Annotated in this window: 12 protein-coding genes; all 12 read left to right on the forward strand. The window is 74.7% G+C overall.

Annotation, left to right across the window (positions count from 1 at the left end; genetic code table 11):
- Positions 1 to 127 precede the first annotated feature (127 nt).
- The 12 genes from ACFVUY_RS26950 (at position 128) to ACFVUY_RS27005 (ending at position 22,054) form a co-directional block, all read left to right on the forward strand.
- The gene (locus tag ACFVUY_RS26950; protein WP_387734052.1) at positions 128 to 7,198 is read left to right on the forward strand and encodes an amino acid adenylation domain-containing protein; all 7,071 of its coding nucleotides are present in this window, start codon (positions 128 to 130) and stop codon (positions 7,196 to 7,198) included.
- 103 nt (positions 7,199 to 7,301) lie between these two features.
- Entirely contained in the window at positions 7,302 to 8,348 is a 1,047-nt protein-coding gene (locus tag ACFVUY_RS26955; protein WP_359909568.1) for a class I SAM-dependent methyltransferase, read from the forward strand.
- Positions 8,348 to 9,379: a pyridoxal phosphate-dependent aminotransferase gene (locus ACFVUY_RS26960; protein ID WP_387734055.1), complete on the forward strand. Its 1,032-nt coding sequence runs from the start codon at positions 8,348 to 8,350 to the stop codon at positions 9,377 to 9,379. Before ACFVUY_RS26955 ends, ACFVUY_RS26960 begins: the two co-directional genes overlap by 1 nt.
- 219 nt (positions 9,380 to 9,598) lie before the next feature.
- Entirely contained in the window at positions 9,599 to 10,858 is a 1,260-nt protein-coding gene (locus ACFVUY_RS26965; protein ID WP_387693628.1) for an MFS transporter, read from the forward strand.
- Between the two features lie 203 nt (positions 10,859 to 11,061).
- Positions 11,062 to 12,159 carry a 4-hydroxyphenylpyruvate dioxygenase gene (hppD, locus tag ACFVUY_RS26970; RefSeq protein WP_387734058.1) on the forward strand — a complete coding sequence of 366 codons (1,098 nt, stop codon included), beginning with the start codon at positions 11,062 to 11,064 and terminating at the stop codon, positions 12,157 to 12,159.
- Entirely contained in the window at positions 12,156 to 13,307 is a 1,152-nt protein-coding gene (locus ACFVUY_RS26975) for an alpha-hydroxy acid oxidase (protein ID WP_387734061.1), read from the forward strand. Before hppD ends, ACFVUY_RS26975 begins: the two co-directional genes overlap by 4 nt.
- 65 nt (positions 13,308 to 13,372) lie before the next feature.
- Positions 13,373 to 14,602, forward strand: a complete 1,230-nt coding sequence (locus ACFVUY_RS26980) for an aminotransferase class I/II-fold pyridoxal phosphate-dependent enzyme (protein ID WP_387734311.1) — start codon at positions 13,373 to 13,375, stop codon at positions 14,600 to 14,602.
- A gap of 308 nt (positions 14,603 to 14,910) precedes the next feature.
- A complete protein-coding gene (locus ACFVUY_RS26985; RefSeq protein WP_387734062.1) occupies positions 14,911 to 17,481 on the forward strand; it encodes a lantibiotic dehydratase in 2,571 nt (856 codons plus the stop codon).
- A gap of 49 nt (positions 17,482 to 17,530) precedes the next feature.
- On the forward strand, positions 17,531 to 18,925 hold the full coding sequence (locus tag ACFVUY_RS26990) for a B12-binding domain-containing radical SAM protein (RefSeq protein ID WP_387693625.1): 1,395 nt from the start codon (positions 17,531 to 17,533) through the stop codon (positions 18,923 to 18,925).
- A 1-nt stretch (position 18,926) separates the two neighbouring features.
- A complete protein-coding gene (locus ACFVUY_RS26995; RefSeq protein ID WP_387693623.1) occupies positions 18,927 to 20,021 on the forward strand; it encodes an arginase family protein in 1,095 nt (364 codons plus the stop codon).
- Positions 20,018 to 21,070, forward strand: a complete 1,053-nt coding sequence (locus ACFVUY_RS27000; RefSeq protein ID WP_387734065.1) for a hypothetical protein — start codon at positions 20,018 to 20,020, stop codon at positions 21,068 to 21,070. The genes ACFVUY_RS26995 and ACFVUY_RS27000 overlap by 4 nt, the downstream gene beginning before the upstream one ends.
- A 48-nt stretch (positions 21,071 to 21,118) precedes the next feature.
- Positions 21,119 to 22,054 carry a PHP domain-containing protein gene (locus ACFVUY_RS27005; RefSeq protein ID WP_387734067.1) on the forward strand — a complete coding sequence of 312 codons (936 nt, stop codon included), beginning with the start codon at positions 21,119 to 21,121 and terminating at the stop codon, positions 22,052 to 22,054.

A 22,054-nucleotide genomic window follows, 5' to 3' on the forward strand; every position in this document is an offset into this window, starting at 1 on the left:
GGACGCGGGTCCGCCCACCGGTCCCACCGGTGGCGCGGCCCGCCCCCGCCGCACGACCGCTCCGCCCTACCGGACGGAGCAGCCCCACCAGCCACAACCGCCGTACGTCGCCAGTCGGAGGCAGACCTTGATCCCGTTGTCGTTCGCCCAGCAGCGGCTCTGGTTCATCGAACAGTTCGAGGGACCGAGCGCCCTCTACAACACTCCGTTCGCCCTCCGGCTGACCGGCGGGCTCGACGCCGCCGCCCTCGAAGGGGCGCTCGGCGACGTGGTGGACCGGCACGAGGTGCTGCGCACCGTCTTCCCCACCACCGACGGCCAGCCCCACCAGCACATCCTCGCCGAGGGGCGCCCGCCGCTGCACCGGGTGCCGGTCGCCGACGAGGCCGAGCTGCACGCGCTGATGCACGAGGCCGCCGGGCAGGTCTTCGACCTCGCGGCCGACCTGCCCGTCCGGGCCTGGCTGTACGCCCTGCCCGCGCCGGACGAGCACGTCCTGCTGCTGCTGACGCACCACATCGCCAGCGACGGCTGGTCGGTCGGTCCGCTCTTCCGCGACCTCGCCGAGGCGTACCGGGCCCGGCTGGCCGGCACCGGGCCGCAGTGGGAGCCGCTGCCGGTGCAGTACGCCGACTACACCCTCTGGCAGCGCGAGCTGCTCGGCGAGGAGGACGACCCGGAGAGCGTCGTCTCCCTGCAACTCGCCCACTGGCAGAAGGAGTTGTCCGGCCTGCCGGAGGAGCTGGCACTCCCGTACGACCGTCCGCGCCCGGGCCGGCCGAGCCGCCGCGGCGGCGCCGCCGACTTCGAGCTCGACGCCGAACTGCACGGCGCGCTCACCGAGTTGGCCTCGGGCCGGCACGCCAGCCTGTTCATGGCACTGCAGGCCGCGGTCGCCACCCTCTACACCCGTCTCGGCGCCGGCACCGACCTGCCGCTCGGCACCCCCGTCGCCGGCCGCACCGACGAGGCCCTCGACGACCTGGTCGGCTTCTTCGTCAACACCCTGCTGCTGCGCACCGACACCAGCGGCGACCCGAGCTTCCACGAGCTGCTCGACCGGGTCCGGCGCGCCAACCTCGACGCCTACGACCACCAGGACATCCCCTTCGAGCGCCTGGTCGAACACCTCAACCCCACCCGCACCCCCGCCCGCCACCCGCTCTTCCAGACCGTCGTCACCCTGAACGCGGAGCGGGCCGGCGACCTCGCCTTCGGCGCCGCGACGGGCACCCCGGTCGAGGTCGGCGAGGCGCAGGCCCAGTTCGACCTCAACTTCAACTTCGTCGAGCGGCTCGCCCCCGACGGCACCTGCCTGGGCGTGCGCGCCGCCGTCGACTACGCCGCCGACCTCTTCGACCACGCCACCGCCGTCGCCCTCGCCGAACGGCTGGTGCGCGTGCTGCGCGCCGCCGCGGCCGCCCCGGACGCGCCGATCGGCGGCATCGAGATCCTCGACCCGGCCGAGCGCGAGCAGCTGCTCACCGGCTGGAACGGGCCGGCCGTACCGGTCGACGAGCGGAGCCTGCCCCGGCTGTTCGAGGCCCGGGCCGCCGCCACCCCCGACGCCCTCGCCCTGGTCTGCGGCACCGAACGGCTCGACTACGCCGAGCTGAACGACCGCGCCAACCGGCTCGCCGCCCTGCTGCTGGAGCGCGGCCTGACCACCGAACAGCCGGTCGCGGTCCTGATGGAGCGCTCCGCCGGACTGCTCACCGCCGTCCTCGCCATCGCCAAGGCCGGCGGCACCTACGTCCCGCTGGACGACCGCTACCCGCTGGACCGCCTCCAGCACATCCTCGCCGACACCCGTACCGGCCTGCTGCTCGTCGACCCCGCCCACCAGGGCCACCCGGTGCTCGCCACCGAGGGCTTCGCCACCGTCGAGGTCACCGCGGCGCTGCTCGCCGAGGCCCCCGCGGCGGGCAACCCGGACGTGCCGGTCCTGCCCGGCCAGCTGGTCTACGTGATGTACACCTCGGGCTCGACCGGGGTGCCCAAGGGCGTCGCCGTCACCCACCGCAACGTGGTGGACCTGCTGGGCAACCCGCACTTCCGGGCCGGGCACCACGAGCGCGTACTGCTGCACTCGCCCACCGCCTTCGACGCCTCCACCACCGAGATCTGGGCGCCGCTGGTCACCGGCGGGGCGATCGTCCTCGCCGACCCCGGCGAGCTGGACATCCGCCGCCTCGCCGAGACCATCACCACCCACGAGGTGACCCTGGTCCAGGCCCCGTCCGGCCTGCTGCGGCTGATGGCCGACGAGAACCCGGCCGCCTTCCGCAACGTCCGGCAGGTGTGGACCGGCGGCGACGTCGTCCCGCCGGAGTCCGTGCGCCGGCTCCACCGGGTCTGCCCGGACACCGACGTGGTCGCGGTGTACGCGCCCACCGAGACCACCGCCATCAAGACCACCTTCACCATGAGCCCGGGCGGGCCCGTCCCCGCCGTGGTCCCGATCGGCCGCCCGCTGAACAACACCCGGCCGTACGTGCTGGACACCGCGCTGCGGCCGGTGCCGGCCGGCGTGGCGGGCGAGCTGTACCTCGCCGGGGCCGGCCTGGCCCGCGGCTACGTCGGGCGCCCCGGCCTGACCTCCGAACGCTTCACGGCCTGCCCGTTCGGCGAGCCCGGCAGCCGGATGTACCGCACCGGCGACCTGGTCCGCTGGACCGCCGACGGCGTGCTGGAGTTCCTCGGCCGGGCCGACGACCAGGTCAAGATCCGCGGCTTCCGGATCGAACTCGGCGAGGTGGAGGGCGCGTTCACCGCCCTCCCGGCCGTCGGCCAGGCCTTCGCCGTGGTCCGCGAGGACCAGCCGGGCGACAAGCGCCTGGTGGTGTACGCCACCGGCGAGGGCGATCCCGCCGAGCTGCGCGCCGCCGTCGCCGACAGCCTGCCCAGCTACATGCTCCCGGCCGCCGTGGTCGTCCTCGACGCGCTCCCGGTGACCGCCAACGGCAAGGTCGACCGCCGCGCCCTGCCCGCCCCCGACTGGACCGGGACCGGCGAGGGCCGCGCCCCGCGCACCGACACCGAGCGGGCGCTGTGCGAACTGTTCACCGACGTCCTCGGGCTGGACCGGATCGGGATCGACGACAGCTTCTTCGACCTGGGCGGCCACTCGCTGCTCGCCACCAAGCTGGTCAGCCGGGTCCGCACCGCGCTCGGCGCCGAACTGCCCGTCCGGGCCCTGTTCGACGCCCCCAGCGTGGCCGCGCTGGCCGCCGTCCTGCCCGCCCCGGGCGCCGCCCGTCCGGCCCTGCGGCCGGTCGAGCGGCCCGAGCGCGTCCCGCTCTCCCCCGCGCAGCGACGCCTCTGGTTCATCGACCAGTTCGAGGGCCCGAGCGCGCTCTACAACACCCCGTGCGCGGTCCGGCTGACCGGCCCGGTCGACGCCGACGCGCTCCGCACGGCCCTGGCGGACGTGCTCGACCGCCACGAGGTGCTGCGCACCGTCTACCCGACCACCGGCGGGCAGCCGCACCAGCTGCTCCTGGAGGCCCCCGAACTCCCCCTGCACACCGTGTCGGTGGGCAGCGAGGAGGAGCTCGCGCGGGCGCTGGCCGAGGCCGGGTCGCAGGTCTTCGACCTCGCCCGCGACCTGCCGGTGCGCGCCACCCTGCTCTCGCTGCCCGGCGAGGAGCACGTCCTGCTGGTGCTGATGCACCACATCGCCACCGACGGCTGGTCCGTGGTCCCGCTGCTGCGCGACCTCGCCGAGGCGTACGGGGCCCGCCTCGCCGGCGCCGCCCCCGACTGGCGCCCGCTCGCGGTCCAGTACGCCGACTACACCCTGTGGCAGCACGAGCTGCTCGGCACCGACGAGCGGCCCAGCGCCCTGCTGAGCGAGCAACTCGCCTACTGGCAGCGCACCTTGGCCGACCTCCCGGAGGAGCTGACGCTCCCCTTCGACCGCCACCGCCCCGCCGCCCCCAGCCGCCGGGGCGCCGCGGTGGAACTCCGGACGGACGCCGCACTGCACGCCTCGCTGGCCGCGTTGGCGCAGCGGAGCCGGGCCAGCGTGTTCATGGTGATGCAGGCCGCGCTGGCCACCACCCTGAGCCGGATCGGCGCGGGCACCGACCTGCCGATCGGCACCGTGGTGGCCGGGCGCACCGACGAGGCGCTGGAGGACCTGGTCGGGTTCTTCGTCAACACCCTGGTGCTGCGCACCGACACCTCCGGCGACCCGAGCTTCCGGGAGCTGGTGGAACGCGTCCGGGTCGCCACCCTGGACGCCTTCGAGCACCAGGACGTGCCCTTCGAGCGGCTGGTCGAGCTGCTCAACCCGGTGCGCTCGACCGCCCGCCACCCGCTGTGCCAGGTGATGCTGACCTCCGGCGGCGAGGCCGGGGGGATCAGCCTCGGCGGCCTGCCCGGCCGGGTCGAGCAACTGGACTCCGACCTCGCCAAGTTCGACCTGACCTTCGCGTTCAGCGAGAGCTTCGACGCGGACGGCGCGCCCGCCGGGCTGGGCCTGACGGTGGAGTACGCCGTCGACCTGTTCGACCGGTCCACCGCCGAGGCGACGGCCGCCCGCTTCGAACGCGTCCTGCGCGCGGTGCTGGCCGACCCGGACCAGTCCGTGGGCCGGGTCGACGTGCTGGCGCCCGAGGAGCGCGAGCAGCTGCTCACCGGCTGGAACGACACCCGGGAGGACCTCCCGCCCGGCACCTTCCCGGCGCTCTTCGAGGCGCAGGCCGCCGCCCGCCCGGACGCCGTCGCGCTCTCCTTCGGCACCGAGCAGGTCACGTACGGCGAACTCAACGAGCGCGCCAACCGCTTCGCCCGGCTGCTGATCGAGCACGGCGCGGGCCCCGAGCGGTTCGTCGCGATCGCCCTGGAACGCTCGATCGAGCTGATCGTCGCCCAGCTCGCCGTGCTCAAGGCCGGCGCGGTCTTCCAGCCGCTGGACCCGCGCTACCCGGCCGACCGGATCGCCTACATGCTGGACGACGCCCGGCCCGCGCTGGTCCTCACCAGCAAGGCGCTGGCCGACGGCCTGCTCGCCGACAGCACCGTCCCGCGGCTGCTGATCGAGGACCTGGACGCCTCCGGCCACCCGGCGCACGACCTCACCGGTACCGCGATCACCCCGCACTCGGCCGCGTACGTCATCTACACCTCGGGCTCCACCGGCCGCCCCAAGGGCGTGGTGGTCACCCACACCGGCCTCGCCGCCATGGTGGAGGGCCAGCGCCGGGGCCTGGCCGTCACCCCCGACAGCCGGGTGCTGCTGTTCGCCTCGCCGTCCTTCGACGCGGCCGTCTGGGAGCTGGGCATGGCCCTGCTCACCGGCGCCCGGGCCGTCCTCGGCGACGCCGACCAACTGCTGCCCGGCCCCTCGCTGACCGACCTGATCGCCGAACAGGGCGTCACCCACCTGACCCTGCCGCCGACCGCGCTCGCCGTGCTGGCCCCGGACGCGCTGCCGCAGGGCGGCACCCTGGTGGTCGCCGGCGAGGCCTGCCCGCCCGACCTGGTCGAGCACTGGTCGGCCCGGCTGCGGATGGTCAACGCCTACGGCCCGACCGAGTCGACCGTCTGCGCCAGCATGAGCAGCCCGCTCAGCGGCCGGACCGCCCCGCCGATGGGCCGGCCCGTGCCGGACACCCGGCTCTACGTCCTGGACGCGGCGCTCCAGCCCGTCCCGGCCGGGGTCGAGGGCGAGCTGTACATCGCGGGCGCCGGCCTGGCCCGCGGCTACCTCAACCGGCCGGGCCAGAGCGCCGAGCGCTTCGTCGCCGACCCGTACGGCACCCCCGGCAGCCGGATGTACCGCTCGGGCGACCTGGTCCGCCGCCAGGCCGACGGCACCCTGGAGTACCTGGGCCGCACCGACCACCAGGTCAAGATCCGCGGCTTCCGGATCGAGCCCGGCGAGATCGAGGCCGTGCTCGCCCGGCACCCCTCCCTCGCCCAGGCGTTCGTGCTGGTCCGGGAGGACCGCCCGGGCGACCGCCGGCTGGTCGGCTACGCCGTCGCCCGCCCCGGGCAGACGGTCGACCAGGCCGCCCTGCGGGCCCACGTCGGCGCGACCCTGCCGGACTACATGGTGCCCTCGGCGATCGTCGCCCTGGACGCCCTGCCGCTGACCGCCAACGGCAAGGTCGACCGCAAGGCCCTGCCGGCCCCCGACACCGCCTGGCTCGGCTCCGGGCGGGCGCCCGCGACGCCCCGGGAGGAACTGCTCTGCGGCCTGTTCGCCGATCTGCTCGGACTGGAGAAGGTCGGCGTGGACGACAACTTCTTCGAGCTGGGCGGGCACTCGCTGCTGGCCAGCCGGCTGGTCGCGGACCTGCGCGAACTGGTCGGCGAGGGCGACGAGATCGGCGTCCGCACGCTGTTCGAGGCGCCGACCGTCGCCAGGCTGGCCGAGCGGCTCGCCCAGGGCCCGGCCGCCGAGAGCTTCCCCGTCCTGCTGCCGATCCGCACCCGCGGCTCGCGCCCGCCGCTGTTCTGCGTCCACCCGGCCGCCGGCATCAGCTGGGTCTACACCGGCCTGCTGCGCCACCTCGACGCCGAGCAGCCGATCTACGGACTCCAGGCCCCCGGCCTGGCCGACCCGACCGCGCACCCGGCCTCGGTCGAGGAGCTGGCCCGCACCTACCTGGCGCAGATCCGCTCCGTGCGCCCCGAGGGCCCGTACGCCCTGCTCGGCTGGTCCTTCGGCGGGGCCGTCGCCCACGCGATCGCCGCGCTGCTGCGCGAACAGGGCGAGGAGGTCCGGCTGCTGGCCCTGCTGGACGCCTACCCGGGCACCGGCGAGCCGGGGCCCGAGCAGTGGCGGGACGACCCGGCGCAGCTCGCGGTGATCCTCGACTCGCTCGGCCACCCGGCCGGGGAGATCACCGCCTGGCCCGCGGACGAGGACGGCTACGCCGCACTCGTCCGGGGCGGCGAGGGCCCGCTCGCCGGCCTCAGCGGCGCCGGGGTGGCCCGGGTGGTCTCGGTCTTCCAGTCCAACGCCGAGCTGTCCCACGAACTCCCGCTGCCCGGCTACGACGGCGACGCGGTGTTCTTCACCGCCGCCAAGGACCGGCCGGCCGACGCCCCCGACCCGGAGAGCTGGCGCCCGCACCTGGGCGGTCGGCTCGACGTCCACGAGGTGCCGAGCACCCACGGCGCGATGACGGGCTCCGAGGCGCTCGCCGTCATCGGCCCGGTGCTCGCCGCCCACCTGACTCCCTGACCCGCCCGCACCACCGACTCGACACCCCTACCGACCGCAGGCGACCGACCTGCGCAACCACGCGGGCCGCACCCGGCCCGCCCACCGAGAAACGGACACCACCATGACCACTGCGGCCATCCCCGACACCTGGCGTGGCATCACCCCGTCGCCGATCACCTCGACCGACGCCTACAACGGCTTCATCGCCGCCAACGTGATCTTCGCGCTGGACCGGATCGGCCTGCTGGAGACGATCGGGCGCGGCGAGCCGCTCTCGGCCGCCGAGGCCACCGCCCGGGCCGGCGACACCGCCCGCACCGAGGCCGTGCTGCGCGCCGCCGCCGACTACGGCTACCTCAAGGCCGACGGCGACGCCTACCTGCCCACCGAGGCGGGCCTGGAGATCGCCGCCGCGCGCGGCTACTTCACCTGGGCCGTCGGCGGCTACCACGACGTGTTCGGCCGCGCCGGCCACCTGAGCGCCGGCACCCACCGCTACGACCAGGACGTCTTCCGCGACGAGGCGATGGTCGCCCTCGGCTCCGCCCAGTGCGACCAGTCGCTGTTCGCCGCGCAGCTGACCGACGTGCTCAGCGGCATCGACTTCCGCACCATCGCCGACCTGGGCTCCGGCACCTCCGCCCGGGTGCGCCGCGTGGTCTCGCAGCGCGAGGGCACCCGGGGCCTGGGCATCGACATCAGCCGCCCGGCCACCGACATCGCCCGCCGCGACATCATCGAGGCCGGCATGCAGGACCGGGTCACCGCCGTCCGCGCGGACGTCCTGGGCCTGCTCGGCACCCAGATCGACAACGACGCCGAGGCCGCCGAGGTGGCCGAGGTCGACACCGTGATCAGCTTCTTCCTGCTGCACGACCTGCTGGCCGACCCGGCCACCCGCTCCTCGATCTTCACCCGGATGCGGGAGGCCTTCCCGAAGGCCCGCACCTTCGTCCTCGGCGACACCATGCTGCGCGACCCGGGCACCTCCGACGGCGCCCAGCCGGTCTTCTCGGTCGGCTTCGAGCTGGCGCACGCGATGATGGGCGTCCCGCTGCACACCAAGGCCACCTACGAGACCCTCTTCACCGACGCCGGCCTGCGGATCGACCGCGTCGAGGCGCTGGCCACCCCGCACTCCTGGCTCTACGTCCTCCAGGCCGACTGATGGCCGCCCCGTCGACCGCCAGACACCTGCTGGCACAGAACGAGCACCCGTACCCGCCGCTGCCGTCGGTGCTGGCCGCGCTGGCCGAGGCCAGCGCCGACCTGCACCGCTACCCGGACTTCCGGCCGGAGCGGATCGCCGGGATCGTCGCCGACTGGCAGGGCGTCCCGGCCGGCCAGGTCGTGGTCGGCCACGGCTCGGCGGGCGTGGCGCTGGACCTCTTCCACACGGTGGTCGAGCCCGGCGACAACGTGGTGCACTCGGATCCCTGCTTCGACGCGTACCCGCTGTTCTGCGAGATCGCCCGGGCCGAGGCCCGGCCGGTCCCGCTCGGCCCCGACGCCCGGCACGACCTGGCGGCGATGGCCGAGCGGATGGACGAGCGCACCCGGATCGTCGTGCTGTGCAACCCGCACAACCCGACCGGCACGGTCTACTCCTGGGCCGAGCTGACGGAGTTCTTCCGCCGGGTGCCGTCCACCGCGCTGATCCTGCTCGACGAGGCCTACGTCGATTTCGCCCGGGACTGGCAGGCCCCGGACGTGCCGGCCCGGATCGCCGAGTGGCCGAACCTGGTGGTGCTGCGCACCCTGTCCAAGTCCCACGGCATCGCCGCGCTGCGGATCGGCTACGCGCTGGCGGAGGAGTCGGTGGCCCGGCGGGTGCGGGACCACCAGGTGCCGTACGCGGTGAACCGGCTCCAGGAGGCGGGCCTGCTCGCGGCCGTCGCCGCCGAGGACGAGATGGCGCGCCGGATCGCCGAGATCGCCGCGGAGCGGGAGCGCACCGAGGCCGAACTGCTGCGGCTCGGCTGGACGGTGGCGCCCAGCGTCACCAACTTCCTGTGGGTCGACGCCCCCGGCGACCAGCTCCCGCTGCGCGCGGAGCTGGAGCGCCTGGGCGTCGCCGTCCGGTACTACCCCGGCCGGGGCATCCGGGTCGCCATCGGCGAGAAGGACGCCAACGACGCGGTGATCGAGGGTTTCGCCGCCATCGCACCGCTCGCCCCGGCCCACCCCGCCGCACCCTGACCGCCCGGCGCCCTGAGCACCCCGCGTGCGTCAGGGCGCACCCCCGGCCCCCGGGGCGCCGGCGGGCGCCCCGGCACCGGCGCACCACCGCACGGCCCTGTTCCACCGCGCCACCGCACAGCCCCGCACCACCCCGTTCCACCGCACAGCCGCACCACCCCGTTCCACCGCACACCCCCGCACACCCCGAAGCGCCGTCGGCGCAGCGAAGGAACCGCCATGCACCCGCTGTTGGCCCGCCCGGAGTTCCGGCGCTACCTCGCCGGGCAGACCCTGTCCGTTCTCGGTGACAGCGCCCTCTCCATCGCCCTCGGCATCTGGGCCAAGGTGCTGACCGGCAGCAACTCCGCCGCCGGTCTGGTGCTGTTCTGCTTCTCCGCGCCCCTGCTGCTGCTGCCGCTCGGCGGCCTGCTCGCCGACCGGGTCCGGCGCAAGCCGCTGCTGGTCGGGGTCAACCTGGCGGTGGCGGTGTCGCTGCTGCCGCTGCTGCTGGTCGACGGCCGGGACACGGTCTGGATCATCTACTGCACCGCCACGGTCTGCGGTCTGGCCGGGGCCGTCCTGGCCCCGGCGCAGAGCGCGCTGCTGCGCAGCATCCTGACGGAGCGTCAGGACTTCGGCGCGGCGGCCGGACTGACCCAGAGCGCCCGGGCCGGCACCACCCTGGTGGCACCGCTGCTCGGCTCCGGGCTCTACGGCTGGTTCGGCGGGCACGTGGTGGCCGTGGCCGACCTCGCCGTGCTGCTGCTGGCGGCGCTGAGCTTCCTCACCCTGCGGGTGGCGGAGGTCAAGCCGGAGCCCTCGGGCCTGCGTTGGCGCACCGAGGTGCTGGCGGGCTTCGTCCACCTGCGCGGTTCGGTCGGGCTGCGACCGCTGGTGGTGGCCACCGCCGGCGCCGGCTTCGTGCTGAGCCTGCTCCAGCCGGTGCTGTTCGCGCTGACCCAGCACGGGCTGCACCGCTCGCCGCAGTTCCTCGGCGTCCTGGAGACCACCGAGGCGGTCGGCGCGCTGGTCGGCTCGGTGGTCGGCGGTCTGCTGATCGGCCGGCTCGGACCGCGCCGGACGGTCATGGCGGGATCGGCGGTGTTCGGCCTCGGCATCGTCCTGCTGCTGGCCCCGTCGCTGTACGTGGTGTCGGCCGGCCTGGTGATCGCGGGCGCGGGCATCCCGGCCGCCCTGGTCGGGCTCGCCACCGCCGCCCAGGCGTCCACCCCGCCGCAGCTGATGGGACGTGCCCAGGCGGCCGTCAACCTCTCGCTCACCGCGCCGCAGGCGCTGGCCGTGGGCGTCGGCTCCGGTCTGGTGGCCGCCCTGGACTTCCGGGTGGTGCTGGGCGTGATGGTGGTCGGCGCGCTGCTCGCGGCCGCCCATCTGATCGGCAAGCCGGAGGCCCCGACGGAGCCGCCGGAGCCCGAGGGCGCGTCCGAGGGCGACGGCCCGGCCGAGCCGGAGGACGCCAAGGACCTCCAGCCCACCTGACCGGCCCCGGCCGGCCCACCGGCCCGCCCGCCCGGACTCCGCACCACGTGAACGTCGCACCACCCGAACTCCCGCACCAGCCGAACGTCCGCACCGCCCGAACTCCCGCACCACCGCCGCGCGCACCCGCACCGCCGAGCACGTCCGCCCGCCCGATCGCCCCTCAGCACCCTCCCGTTCCTCCTCACGAGAGAGCTCCTCAGATGACCGACCGTTCCTCGCCCGCCGTCACCCCGATCCCCGTCGAGCTGGACCACGTCGAGTTCTACGTGGCCGACCTGGGCGCCGAGACCGCCAAGCTGACCACGGAGTACGGTTTCGAGCTGCTCGTCCCGCCGACCGAGCGCGGCGACAGCGCCGAGCGCTGCCTGTCCGCGCTGGTCGGCCAGTCCGGCATCCGGCTGCTGATCACCCAGCCACTGGCCGCCGGCCACCCCGCCACCGACTACCTGGAGCGCCACGGCGACGGCGTGGGCGCCCTCGGCCTGCGGGTGCCGGACGCCACCGACGCGTTCCGCACGCTGACCGCCCGCGGCGCCGCCGCCCTGCGCGAGCCGCAGGCCGCGGACGGCTGCGTCACCGCGGTGGTCGACGCCTTCGGCGACGTGGTGCACACCCTGGTCGAGCGCGGCCCCGAGGTCCCCGCCGGCCGCATCCCCGGCCTGCCGGACCCGGCCGAGCCGACCGGCGAGGGCGAGGTCGGCCTGCACTCCGTCGACCACTTCGCGGTCCTCATCCCGTTCGGCGAGCTGCGCAAGACCGAGCACCGCTACCGCGAGGTCTTCGGCTTCCGGACGATCTTCGAGGAGCGGGTCGAGGTCGGCACGCTCGGCATGGACTCGGCCGTCGTGCAGAGCGCCGACCGCAGTGTCACCCTCACCCTGATCGAGCCGCTCACCGCGGACGCGGGCGGCCAGATCGCCTCCTTCCTGACCGGCCACGGCGGCGCCGGCGTCCAGCACGTCGCCTTCGCCGCCGAGGACGCGGTGCACTCCGTCGCCACCATGGCCGAGCGCGGCGTGCCGTTCCTGCGCACCCCGCAGACCTACTACGACGCGCTGCCCGACCGCCTGACGCCGCTGCGGCACTCCTTCGAGCAGCTGCGCGAGCTGAACCTGCTGGTCGACCAGGACCACGACGGCCAGCTGTTCCAGATCTTCACCCGCTCCCAGCACCCGCGGAACACCTACTTCTTCGAGGTGATCGAGCGCATTCGGGCCCGCAACTTCGGCAGCAACAACATCCGCGCCCTCTACGAGGCCGTGGAGCTGCAGCGCAACGCCGGCGAAGTGGCCGGATGAGCGCGTCCGTCCGAAGCGTTCCACCGGCCGGCCCGGCCGCCGGGCGCCCGGTGCTGTCCGTCGCCGAGTACGCCGACCGGGCCCGGGCCGCGCTCGCGCCCGAGGTCTGGGAGTGGCTGGAGGGCGGCGCGGAACGCGAACTGACCCTCGCCGCCAACCGGGCCGCCTTCGACCGGGTGGGCCTGGTGCCCCGGGTGCTGACCGACGTCAGCACCCGGGACACCGCCGCCACCCTGGTGCGCAGCCGGGCGGCCCTGCCGGTGGCGGTGGCGCCCGTCGCCTACCACCGGCTGTTCCACCCGCAGGGCGAGCTGGCCTCGGCCCGCGCCTGCGCGGCCGCGGGCGTGCCGTTCACCGTCGGCACGCTCAGCAGCGTCGGCTTCGAGGAGCTGGCGGGGACCGGCGCCACACTCTGGTTCCAGCTGTACTGGCTGCGCGACCGCGGCCGGCTGCTCGACCTGGTCAGGGCCGCCGAGGAGGCCGGCAGCGAGGCCCTGGTGGTCACCGCCGACGTCCCGTACATGGGCCGCCGGCTGCGCGACGCCAGGAACGCCTTCGCGCTGCCCGCCGACGTCCGCGCGGCGCTGCTGGAGGGCGGCGCGGCCGGTCGGGCGCACGAGTCCACCGCCGCCGTCTCGGCGGTGGCCGCGCACACCGCCGAACTGCTCTCCCCCGGCGTCACCTGGGCCGACCTCGAATGGCTGCGCGGGGAGACCGAACTGCCGCTGGTGGTCAAGGGCGTGCTCGACCCGGCCGACGCGCGGCGGGCCGCCGGGATCGGCGCCGCGGCCGTGGTGGTCTCCAACCACGGCGGCCGCCAGCTCGACCGGGCCGTGCCCGCGGTGACGGTCCTGCCGGCCGTCGCCGAGGCGCTGGCCGGCGAGGACTGCCAGGTGCTGATGGACAGCGGGGTGCGCGGCGGCTCGGACGTGCTCACCGCGCTGGCCCTCGGCGCCTCCGGGGTCCTGCTCGGGCGCCCGCTGATCTGGGGCCTGGCGGCCGGCGGCGAGGCGGGCTGCACCGAGGTCCTCGACCTGCTCGCCGCCGAGCTGCGGCACGCGCTCGGCCTCGCGGGCTGCGCCGACCTGCGGGCCGCCGCCGAACTGAGCACCACCACCCTGCCCGGCACCACCTGGAGCACCCCGTGACCACCATCGCCGCACCGCACGACCTGCTGCTGGCGGGCCTGCACACCTCCCTCGCCGACCCGGCGATGACCTCGATGAACCTGCTCAACGAGATCTCCATCCGCTACCCGGAGGCGGTCTCCTTCGCGGCCGGGCGCCCGGCCGAGCAGTTCTTCGAGCTGGACGCCGTCCACCGCCACCTGGACCGCTACCTCGACCACCTGCGCACCGAGCGCGGGCTGAGCGAGGAGGCGGCCCGCCGCCAGGTGCTCCAGTACGGGCGGACCAAGGGGATCATCCACGACCTGATCGCCACCCACCTCGCGACGGACGAGGGCATCGAGGTGCCCGCCGAGTCCATCGTGGTGACGGTGGGCTGCCAGGAGGCGATGTTCCTGGTGCTGCGGGCGCTGCGCCGCGGCCCCGAGGACGTGGTGCTGGCCGTCTCCCCCACCTACGTGGGCCTGACCGGCGCGGCGCTGCTCGCCGATCTGCCGGTGCGGGCGGTGGCCGACGGCCCGGACGGCGTGGACCTCGCCGACCTGCGCCGCCGGCTGGCCGCCGCCCGCGCCGAGGGCCTGCGCCCGCGGGCGCTGTACCTGGTGCCGGACGTGGCCAACCCGAGCGGGGCCAGCCTGCCGCTGGAGCTGCGCCGGGAGCTGCTGGCGCTGGCCGCCGAGGAGGACTTCCTGCTGCTGGAGGACAACCCGTACTGCGTCTTCGCCGGTGACGAGCGGCTGCCCTCGCTCAAGGCGCTGGACACCGAGCGGCGGGTGGTCCACCTCGGCTCCTTCGCCAAGACGGCCCTGCCCGGCGCCCGGGTCGGCTACGTGGTGGCGGACCAGCTGGTGGCGGACGGGCGGGGAGGCACCGAGCTGTTCGCCGACCTGCTCGGCATGATCAAGAGCATGACCACGGTGAACACCTCGCCGATCGCCCAGGCCGTGATCGGCGGCGCGCTGCTGGAGCACGGCCACAGCCTGCGGGCCGCCAACACCGAGGTGGCCGCGCTCTACCGGCGCAACCTCTCGCTGGTGCTGGAGGGCCTGGCCGAGCGCTTCCCGCCCGACAGCGGGGTGACCTGGAACGAGCCGCGCGGCGGGTTCTTCCTGGTGCTCACGGTGCCGTGCGTGGTGGACGACGCGCTGCTGGAACGCTCGGCCTCGGAGTACGGGGTGATCTGGACCCCGATGTCGCACTTCTATCCGGGCGCGGGCGGGGAGCACCAGCTGCGGCTCTCCGTCAGCCAGGTCGACCCGGCCACCCTGGACCGGGGACTGGACGGGCTGGCCGCGCTGCTCGCCGCGCAGTCCTGACCCACCCGGAGGGGCGCCCCGCCCGGGGCGCCCCTCCCGGCGCGTCCCTCCGGCGCGTCCGGACCCGGGCCCGAGGGCGCGCGTCACGACCGTCCCGATGTCTGATCCGTCGTCAACTTCCGGACGAATGAGCCCCACCGAGGCCATCCCAATGGCCCGACCCTGCTGCACGACCTCGGAGTTTCGGCTGTCGACCGGTCAGTTCCGGCCGGAACCCGACGGGTTGACCACATCGTTATTGAAAGACCTCTCGACGCCTGGGTATGGTCACGAACTGTCGTGATCAAGTCAGCCATGAGGGGACGATCATGGACGAACCGAGGCAGCGCCCGGACACCGTGCGATCCGCACAGGGCGGCGGCCGGGGGTGGTCGCTCGCCCCGGTCGCGATGCTGCGCCACGCGGGCTACCCGCTCTCGCTGCTGGACCGCGTCGTCGACCGACCGACCGCCCGGGCCGCCGACACCGTCCTCGCCCTGCGGGACGAAGCCGTCGAACTGGGGCGGGAGTTGAAGGCCGCCCTGCGCGCGGAACAGGCCGGCACCCGGGGCGACCTCGCCTCCGGCGTCGGCATGCTCCGCCCCTTCCCGCCCGCCGACCTCGCCCGGCTCGAAGCCGAACTCGGCCCCGCCGCCCTGGACTCGGCCAAGCGCTACCAGGACGCGGTGCAGGCCCTGGACCGCCACTGGAAGGCCTTCGAACAGGAGCACGGCGCCGCCCTCGCCCGGGCCCGCCGGACCGTGGTGGACCTGTTCCGCGAGCCCTCCCTCCAGCAGGTCCTGCTGCTGTCCAACGACGCCCGCTTCGAGGAGTTCACCGCCTGGATCGCCGCCGGCGGCACCGGGTCGGACGGACACGTCAAGCGGATGACCGACCTGCTCGCCATGTACCTCCAGCGGGTCACCACCAAGAACGAGACCCACTCGCACTTCGGCCCCCTCGCCGTCGCCCGGGCGGCCCCCGAGGGCACCGCCGCCACCGGCATCACCTGGTCCACCGGCCCGCTGCGCCGGATCGCCCTGCTCAGCCACTGGGCGGGCGAGGCGATGGCCGAGGTCTTCAGCGCCCGGCCGGAGGCCTTCGAGACGGTGCGCCCCCGCCGGCGCCCGCTCGCCTTCGCCGAGGGCCCCCTGGTCCGGCTGTACGCGTTCGAGTCCACCACCGGCATGCCGGACGGCTGGCGCTTCGTCGCCGTGAAGTCCGAGACCTTCGACACCCACCGCTCCTGGCTCTGGGAGCACTGCGACGGGGAGCGCACGGTGGCGCGGCTGCGCGCCGCCTGGGCCGAACGCCCGGACCGCCCGGCCGACCTCGACTTCGACCACGTGCTCGCCGAACTCGTCGACCAGGACTGGCTGATCGGACGCTGGGAGATCCCGATCGGGTCCACCGACGTGCTGCGCTCGCTCGCCGGTCACCTCGCCGACGACTCCCCCGACCTCGCCGTGGTGCGCCGCTTCGAGGACGGGCTGCGCCGCTTCGCCGAGGGCCCGACGGCGCGGCGCGCGGCCCTGCTCGGCGAGCTCAAGGAGGCCTTCGAGGAGGTCACCGGATCGGCGGCCAACCGCTCCGAGGGCCGGCACTACGCCGACCGGAGCATCCTCTACGAGGAGGCGTACAGCCCGGTCGAGGACGTCGTCCTCGGCCCGGACGTCACGGGGCTGATCGGCCGCGAGCTGTCCGCGGTCTACGACCTGACCCTGCTCGTCCCCCGGCTGCGGATCCGCCGCGAACTGGAGGTCCTGCGGCACTGGACGGCACGGCGCTTCGGCCTCGGCACGCCCGTACCGCTGCCGGACTTCTACGCCGCCTTCTTCGCCGACAAGCCGCGCCTCGCCGCGCGGTGCGAGGAGGTGGACCGGGAGATCGAGGCGCTCGACCGCGAGGTCGTCGCCCTGCTGCTGGACGGCGCCGAGGACGGCCGGCCCGAGAGCGTCGTCGACCGGGCCCGGCTGGAGGAGCTCCTCGCCCGCCACCCGGACACCCCGCCCGCGCTGTGCAACCCGGACGTGATGCTCGCCGCGCCGGACGCCGCCGCGATCGCCCGCGGCGACTTCCTCGCCGTGGTCGGCGACTGCCACGCCGTGCGCGAGGCGCTCACCCACTCCAGCTTCGCCCCGATGCTCCAGGCCGAGGCACCGGAACTGCTGGAGGAGATCCACACCCGGTACCGGGAGCTGCTCGACGAGGACGAGGTGCTGGTCGACCTCTCCCGCTCGCACCCCGACAAGACCGGCGCCCAACTCACCTACCCCTGCCCGGACCTGGAGGTGTACGGGCTCTCCCCGAAGGCCCGCGGCGACGTCCTGCGGCCCGACCGGCTGTACCTGGTGGCCACCGCCGACCGGATGGAGCTGCGCGCCCACGGCCTGGCGGGCCGGCTGAAGCTGCTCGCCCCGCTGGCCGGCGGCCCCAGCATCCGCCAGGACCCGCTCTCCCCGTTCGCCTTCCCCCGGCACTTCGGCGGGGTCGGCATCCGCGACCGGGACCGCGACCACGTGCCCCGCATCCGCTGCGGCCGGATCGTGCTGCACCGGGAGCGCTGGCGCATCCCCGCCGAGGCGCTGCGCGGCTGGAGCCCCGGCGTCCACCGGTCCAAGGGCGACGCCCCCGAGTTCGCCGCCGCCCGCAGGCTCCGCCGCGACCTCGGCCTGCCGCGCCACGGCTTCCTGAAGATCCCCGGCGAGCCGAAACCGGTCTACGTCGACTGGGAGTCCCCCCTCATCGTCCGGCAGGTCCTCCGGCTCGCCCGGAGGACCGCCGTCCCCCTGGAGTTCAGCGAAATGCTCCCCGCCCCGGAGCACCTCTGGCTCGACATCGACGGAGAACGTCACACCAGCGAGCTGCGTTGTGCGGTCTTCTCGCGCCGGTCCCACTGAGTGCTCCACGTCGAGGACCCCACGCCCTCACCGACCGAAGGCACCGCTCATGACCAAGAGCTGCATCGTCCAGTTGCCCTTCCCCTCCAGCCACGACCCCGACCCGAACCTGTCGCGCTACTACGACGACTACGACCGGCGCTTCCGGGCCCTGCTGCCCGAGTACTTCATCCCGACCGACGGCCTGTGGGAGATGCCGCTGTGGGTCGCCCACCTGACCGCCCTGCTGAACACCGCGGGGCTCGACTCCGTCTTCCGCGACCTGTCCAGGACCCCGGCCGAGCCGGAGGACTGCGCCGAACCGCTGCTGGACGCGACCGCCCCCGGTGACCTGGTCCTGATGTCCCCGCTCGCCCAGAACCTCCGCCTCGCCCTGGAGGTGGCCAAGCGGCTGGAGCACGCCGGCCGGCGCGTCGTCCTCGGCGGGAACATGGCCCCGCTCGCCCCGGACGGCGCCGTGCACGCCGTGCACCGCGGCCAGCTCGACGCCGGCTTCGTGCGCCGCCTCGTCGAACTCGCCTCCGGCTCCGGCGGCAGCCTGGAGAAGCCCCTGCTGCCCGGCCTGGTCTCCGACCGGATCACCTGGGCGCCGGACTACCGCCACCTCGGCGGCTACCACGGCCGGGTCCCGCTGCTGCGGCTCAACGCCAGCCACGGCTGCCTGTACCAGTGCTCGTTCTGCGGCGACGCCTGGAGCAAGCAGCTCACCCTGGTCGCCAAGGACGCGCTCGCCCAGGAGGTGGACGAGCTGACCACCCGGTTCCCCGACACCCGGCTCTTCTACATCGGCGACAAGACCTTCGGCCAGTCCCGCGAGGCCGTCGGCAACCTGCTGGACGTCTTCCGCGACCGCCCCGGCTACCGCTTCATCGTGCAGACCCACGTGATGCAGGTGAAGGAGTGGATCGTCGAGGCCATGCTCGAACTCGGCGTCGTCGCCGTGGAGCTCGGCTTCGAGTCGGCCGACTCGCAGATGCTGAAGCGGCTCAACAAGCTCTCCCGCGGCCTGGACGACTACACTTCGAAGATCCGTCAACTCAGCGACGCCGGGCTGAAGATCGTCCTCAACATGATGGGCGGCCTCGACGAGGAGACGGAGGCCGCGCACGGCCAGACCGTCGCCTGGATGCGGGAGAACGAATCGGCGCTGTGGCTCTTCAACCTGTACAACTTCGTGCCGTACCCGCTCACCCCGGACTTCCCCAGGCTGCGCGAGCGCATCTTCAACTGGGACTTCGCCGACTGGCGGGAGGACGCCCCGGTCGTCTACCGGCCCCGGCACCTGTCCCCCGAGGCCAGCTGGGACCTGTTCCAGGAGAAGATCGCCGCCGCGCACGACGTCATCCGAACCCCGCTGCCCGCCGCCGCGCCCACCCCGCCCGCCGCGCCCACCGCACCCACGGCGCCCGGCGTGCCCGCCGCGTCCGCCGTGCAGGAGGACTGACATGACCGAGCTCCCCGACTTCGAAGCGCTCCGGAACAGCGTCAAGCCCGAGGACTTCGAGCAGGACCCGCTGCCGGGCTGGGCCGGCGTCGGCACCCTGTTCGGCGCCCCCACCACCACCGCCGACCAGGTGGACGTCGGCGAGACGGGCTGGGTGGCGTCCGGTGTGCCCTACGACGCCACCGCCAGCTCCCGCCCGGGCGCCGCGGAAGGGCCGCGGGCGATCCGCCAGGCCAGCCTGGTCTTCTCCAGCTACCTCACCAGCCTCGGCCAGTGGCGGATGCTGGACACCCGCACCGGGCAGACCTTCCGCTACCACGCGCCCAGCGTCGCGGACGCCGGAGACCTGCACATCTACCCGACCGACACGGTGAAGACCTTCCAGGCCGTCGCCGCCGAGAGCCGCCGCCTGAGCTGCAACGCCCCGCGCCTGATCTTCCTCAACGGCGACCACTCCTGCACCTTCCCCACCTTCGCCGGCTTCCGCGCCGGACGGCTCGACCGCGGCGCCGGCCGGGTGGGGTTCATCAACATCGACCACCACTTCGACTTCGGCAACTGGAGCACCCTGCACGGTCCGCTGTACCACGGCTCCAACTCCCGCCGGATCAGCGAGATCCCGGGGATGCGCCCGGAGGACATCGCCTTCGTCGGCGTCGGGGACGTCACCAAGTACGACCAGTTCCGCGGCCTGCTCGACAGCGGCTTTCACGTCGTACCCGGCTCCTCCATCACCCGGGACGGCGCCGCCGCGGCCCTGCGCCCGGTGATCGAGGACCTCGGCTCGCGCTGCGACACCGTCTACGTCTCCCTCGACATCGACGTGCTCGACAGTGCCGCGGCGACCGGCACCGGGCACGTCACCATGGGCGGCATCGGCATCGGCGACCTCCTCGACGTCTACGAGGAGCTGCGGGCGCTGCCCGTCGGCGCCGTCGACATCGCCGAGATCGCGCCCCGCTACGACCCGTCCGGCGGCACCGCGCAGATCGCCGCCCGACTGCTCTTCGAGTTCCTGTTCCGCACCGACGTGGCCCCGGCCGAACTCGCGCCCTGGGCCCCCGGCACCCCCTCCGCACCCCAGGAGCACCGGTGAGATTCACCTCCCACGAAGCGCGGTTCGACTGCACCCCGCTGCTCTCCGACGCCCCCGCCGAGCGCGAGCGGGCGCTGGACGCCCTGGCCGCCGAGGCCGTCGAGGTCATCCACCGGACCGGCTGGGCGGTCTTCCGGATCGGCCGGCTGCGGCTCGGGGTCGAGGACAGCCGGCGGCTGTCCACCTCCATCGTCGAACGCGTCCGCACCACGCTGATCGCCCGCGGCGCCCCCGCCCGGATGCGGCTGGAGGTCGACCGGGCACAGCAGACCCACGTGCCCGAGGGCTTCACCACCCGGACCCTGCTGCCCCACCACGACGGCCAGCACTGCTCGTACCTGACGCCCAGTCTCCAGGACGACCCCGGCTGGGACCCGGCCCGGCGCACCTACGGCGACTCCGGGTACACCACCACCCCCGCGCACAAGATGTACCAGGGCATCTTCCTGCCCGAGGTCGGTGAGGGGCTGAGCGTCACCACGTACTACGACTGGCTCGGCGTGATCGACGACGTGCTGGAGCGGCGCGGCATCGACCGGGGGCCGGACGCCGCGGCCACCGCGGCGCGCTGGCTCGGCGGCAACCTGGCCCGCGGCCTGGAGCGCCAGCCGGAGCACGGCTGCGCCTACCCCTCGGTGGGCGCCATGCTCGGACTGGAGGAGCCGCTCTGGCACGGCCTGTCCTTCCACCACGGCGAGGCCGTGCTGACCAAGGAGGAGCGCCGGCGCTTCCCCGCCGCCGTGCCGCTGGCCCACGGCTGTCCGTGCGGCGAGTGCCGGGGCGAGGCGGCCCGGCTCTTCTGCCACCAGGTGCTCATGGCCACCGGCCTGACCTGGGCGCGGTTCCGCCGCCGCTGGGAGGTGCTCGCCCCGGGCGAGCACTGCGACCTGCTGCTCGGCCACAACCTGACCATGCTGCACGGCGGCCTGGCCGGCGGCGCGGGGCGGATCATCGAGCCGCTCTGCCTGGTCGTGGACGACCCGTCCGGCCCCGAGTACGAGCGCTGGCTGGCCGCCTCCTGGCGGCGCACTCTGCCCGGAGCCCGCTGATGCGGGGGGCCTGCTGATGCCGATCCAGCCGATGCGGGGGGCCTGCTGATGCGGGGCGCGCCCGCCACCCTGGCCACCCCGGTCGACCTGCACCTGCACACCCGGCACTCGGACGGCGACGAGGCGCCGGCCGAACTGGCCCGGCGGTGCGTCGAGGCCGGCCTGCGGGTGGCCGCCGTGACGGACCACAACACCCTCGCGGGCGTCGCCGCCTTCGAGCGGGCCGCGGGCGGGCGCCTCACCGTGGTACCGGCCTGCGAGATCACCACCAGCTGGCGCGGCGAGGAGACCCACTGCCTGGCCTACTTCGTCGACCCCGGCGACGAACCGTTCCGGCAGCGGATCGGGCGCGTCCACGACGCCGAACTGGCCTGGTGGCGCACCTGGACCGACCGGGCGCAGGCCCTCGGGGTGCCGCTCGCCCGGGCCGACGTCGAGCGGCGCCTCGGCGGCGACCGGGTCGCCTACGTCAACGACTACCTGGCCCTGCTGCTGGAGGCCGCCGAGGGCGACCCCCGGTTCGCCCCGTACCGCGAGGGCGACGACCGCTTCGCCCGCCTCGTCGCCGACTGGTGCCGGCCCGGCCGGCCGCTGCACGTCGAACACCCGGTCAACCCCGACCTGGTGGAGGTGCTGTCCTGGATCGAGCAGGCGGGCGGGGTCGCCGTCCTCGCCCACCCCGGCCCGCTCACCGCCGGCCTGGACACCCCGCAGTGCGCGGCGCTGCTGGAGCCGCTGCGCGCGGCCGGCCTGGCCGGGCTGGAGGTGTGGACCAGCTGGCACACCCCGGCCGACAGCGCCCGGCTCGCCGCGGCGGCCGGGCGGCTCGGCCTGGTCGCCACCGCCGGGTCCGACTACCACGGGGTGCGGGTCAAGCCCTGGGCGCCGAGCCCCGGCCTGCTGCCCGCGCTCCCCACCGACCCGCTCGCCGTCCTGGACGCCCTGCACGACCGGCGCCCGCCCGTCCACTCGATTCCCAGGTGA

Origin of the sequence: Kitasatospora sp. NPDC058063 (genome assembly GCF_042885395.1) — a bacterium.
In the GTDB taxonomy this organism is placed as follows: domain Bacteria; phylum Actinomycetota; class Actinomycetes; order Streptomycetales; family Streptomycetaceae; genus Kitasatospora; species Kitasatospora lactacystinica.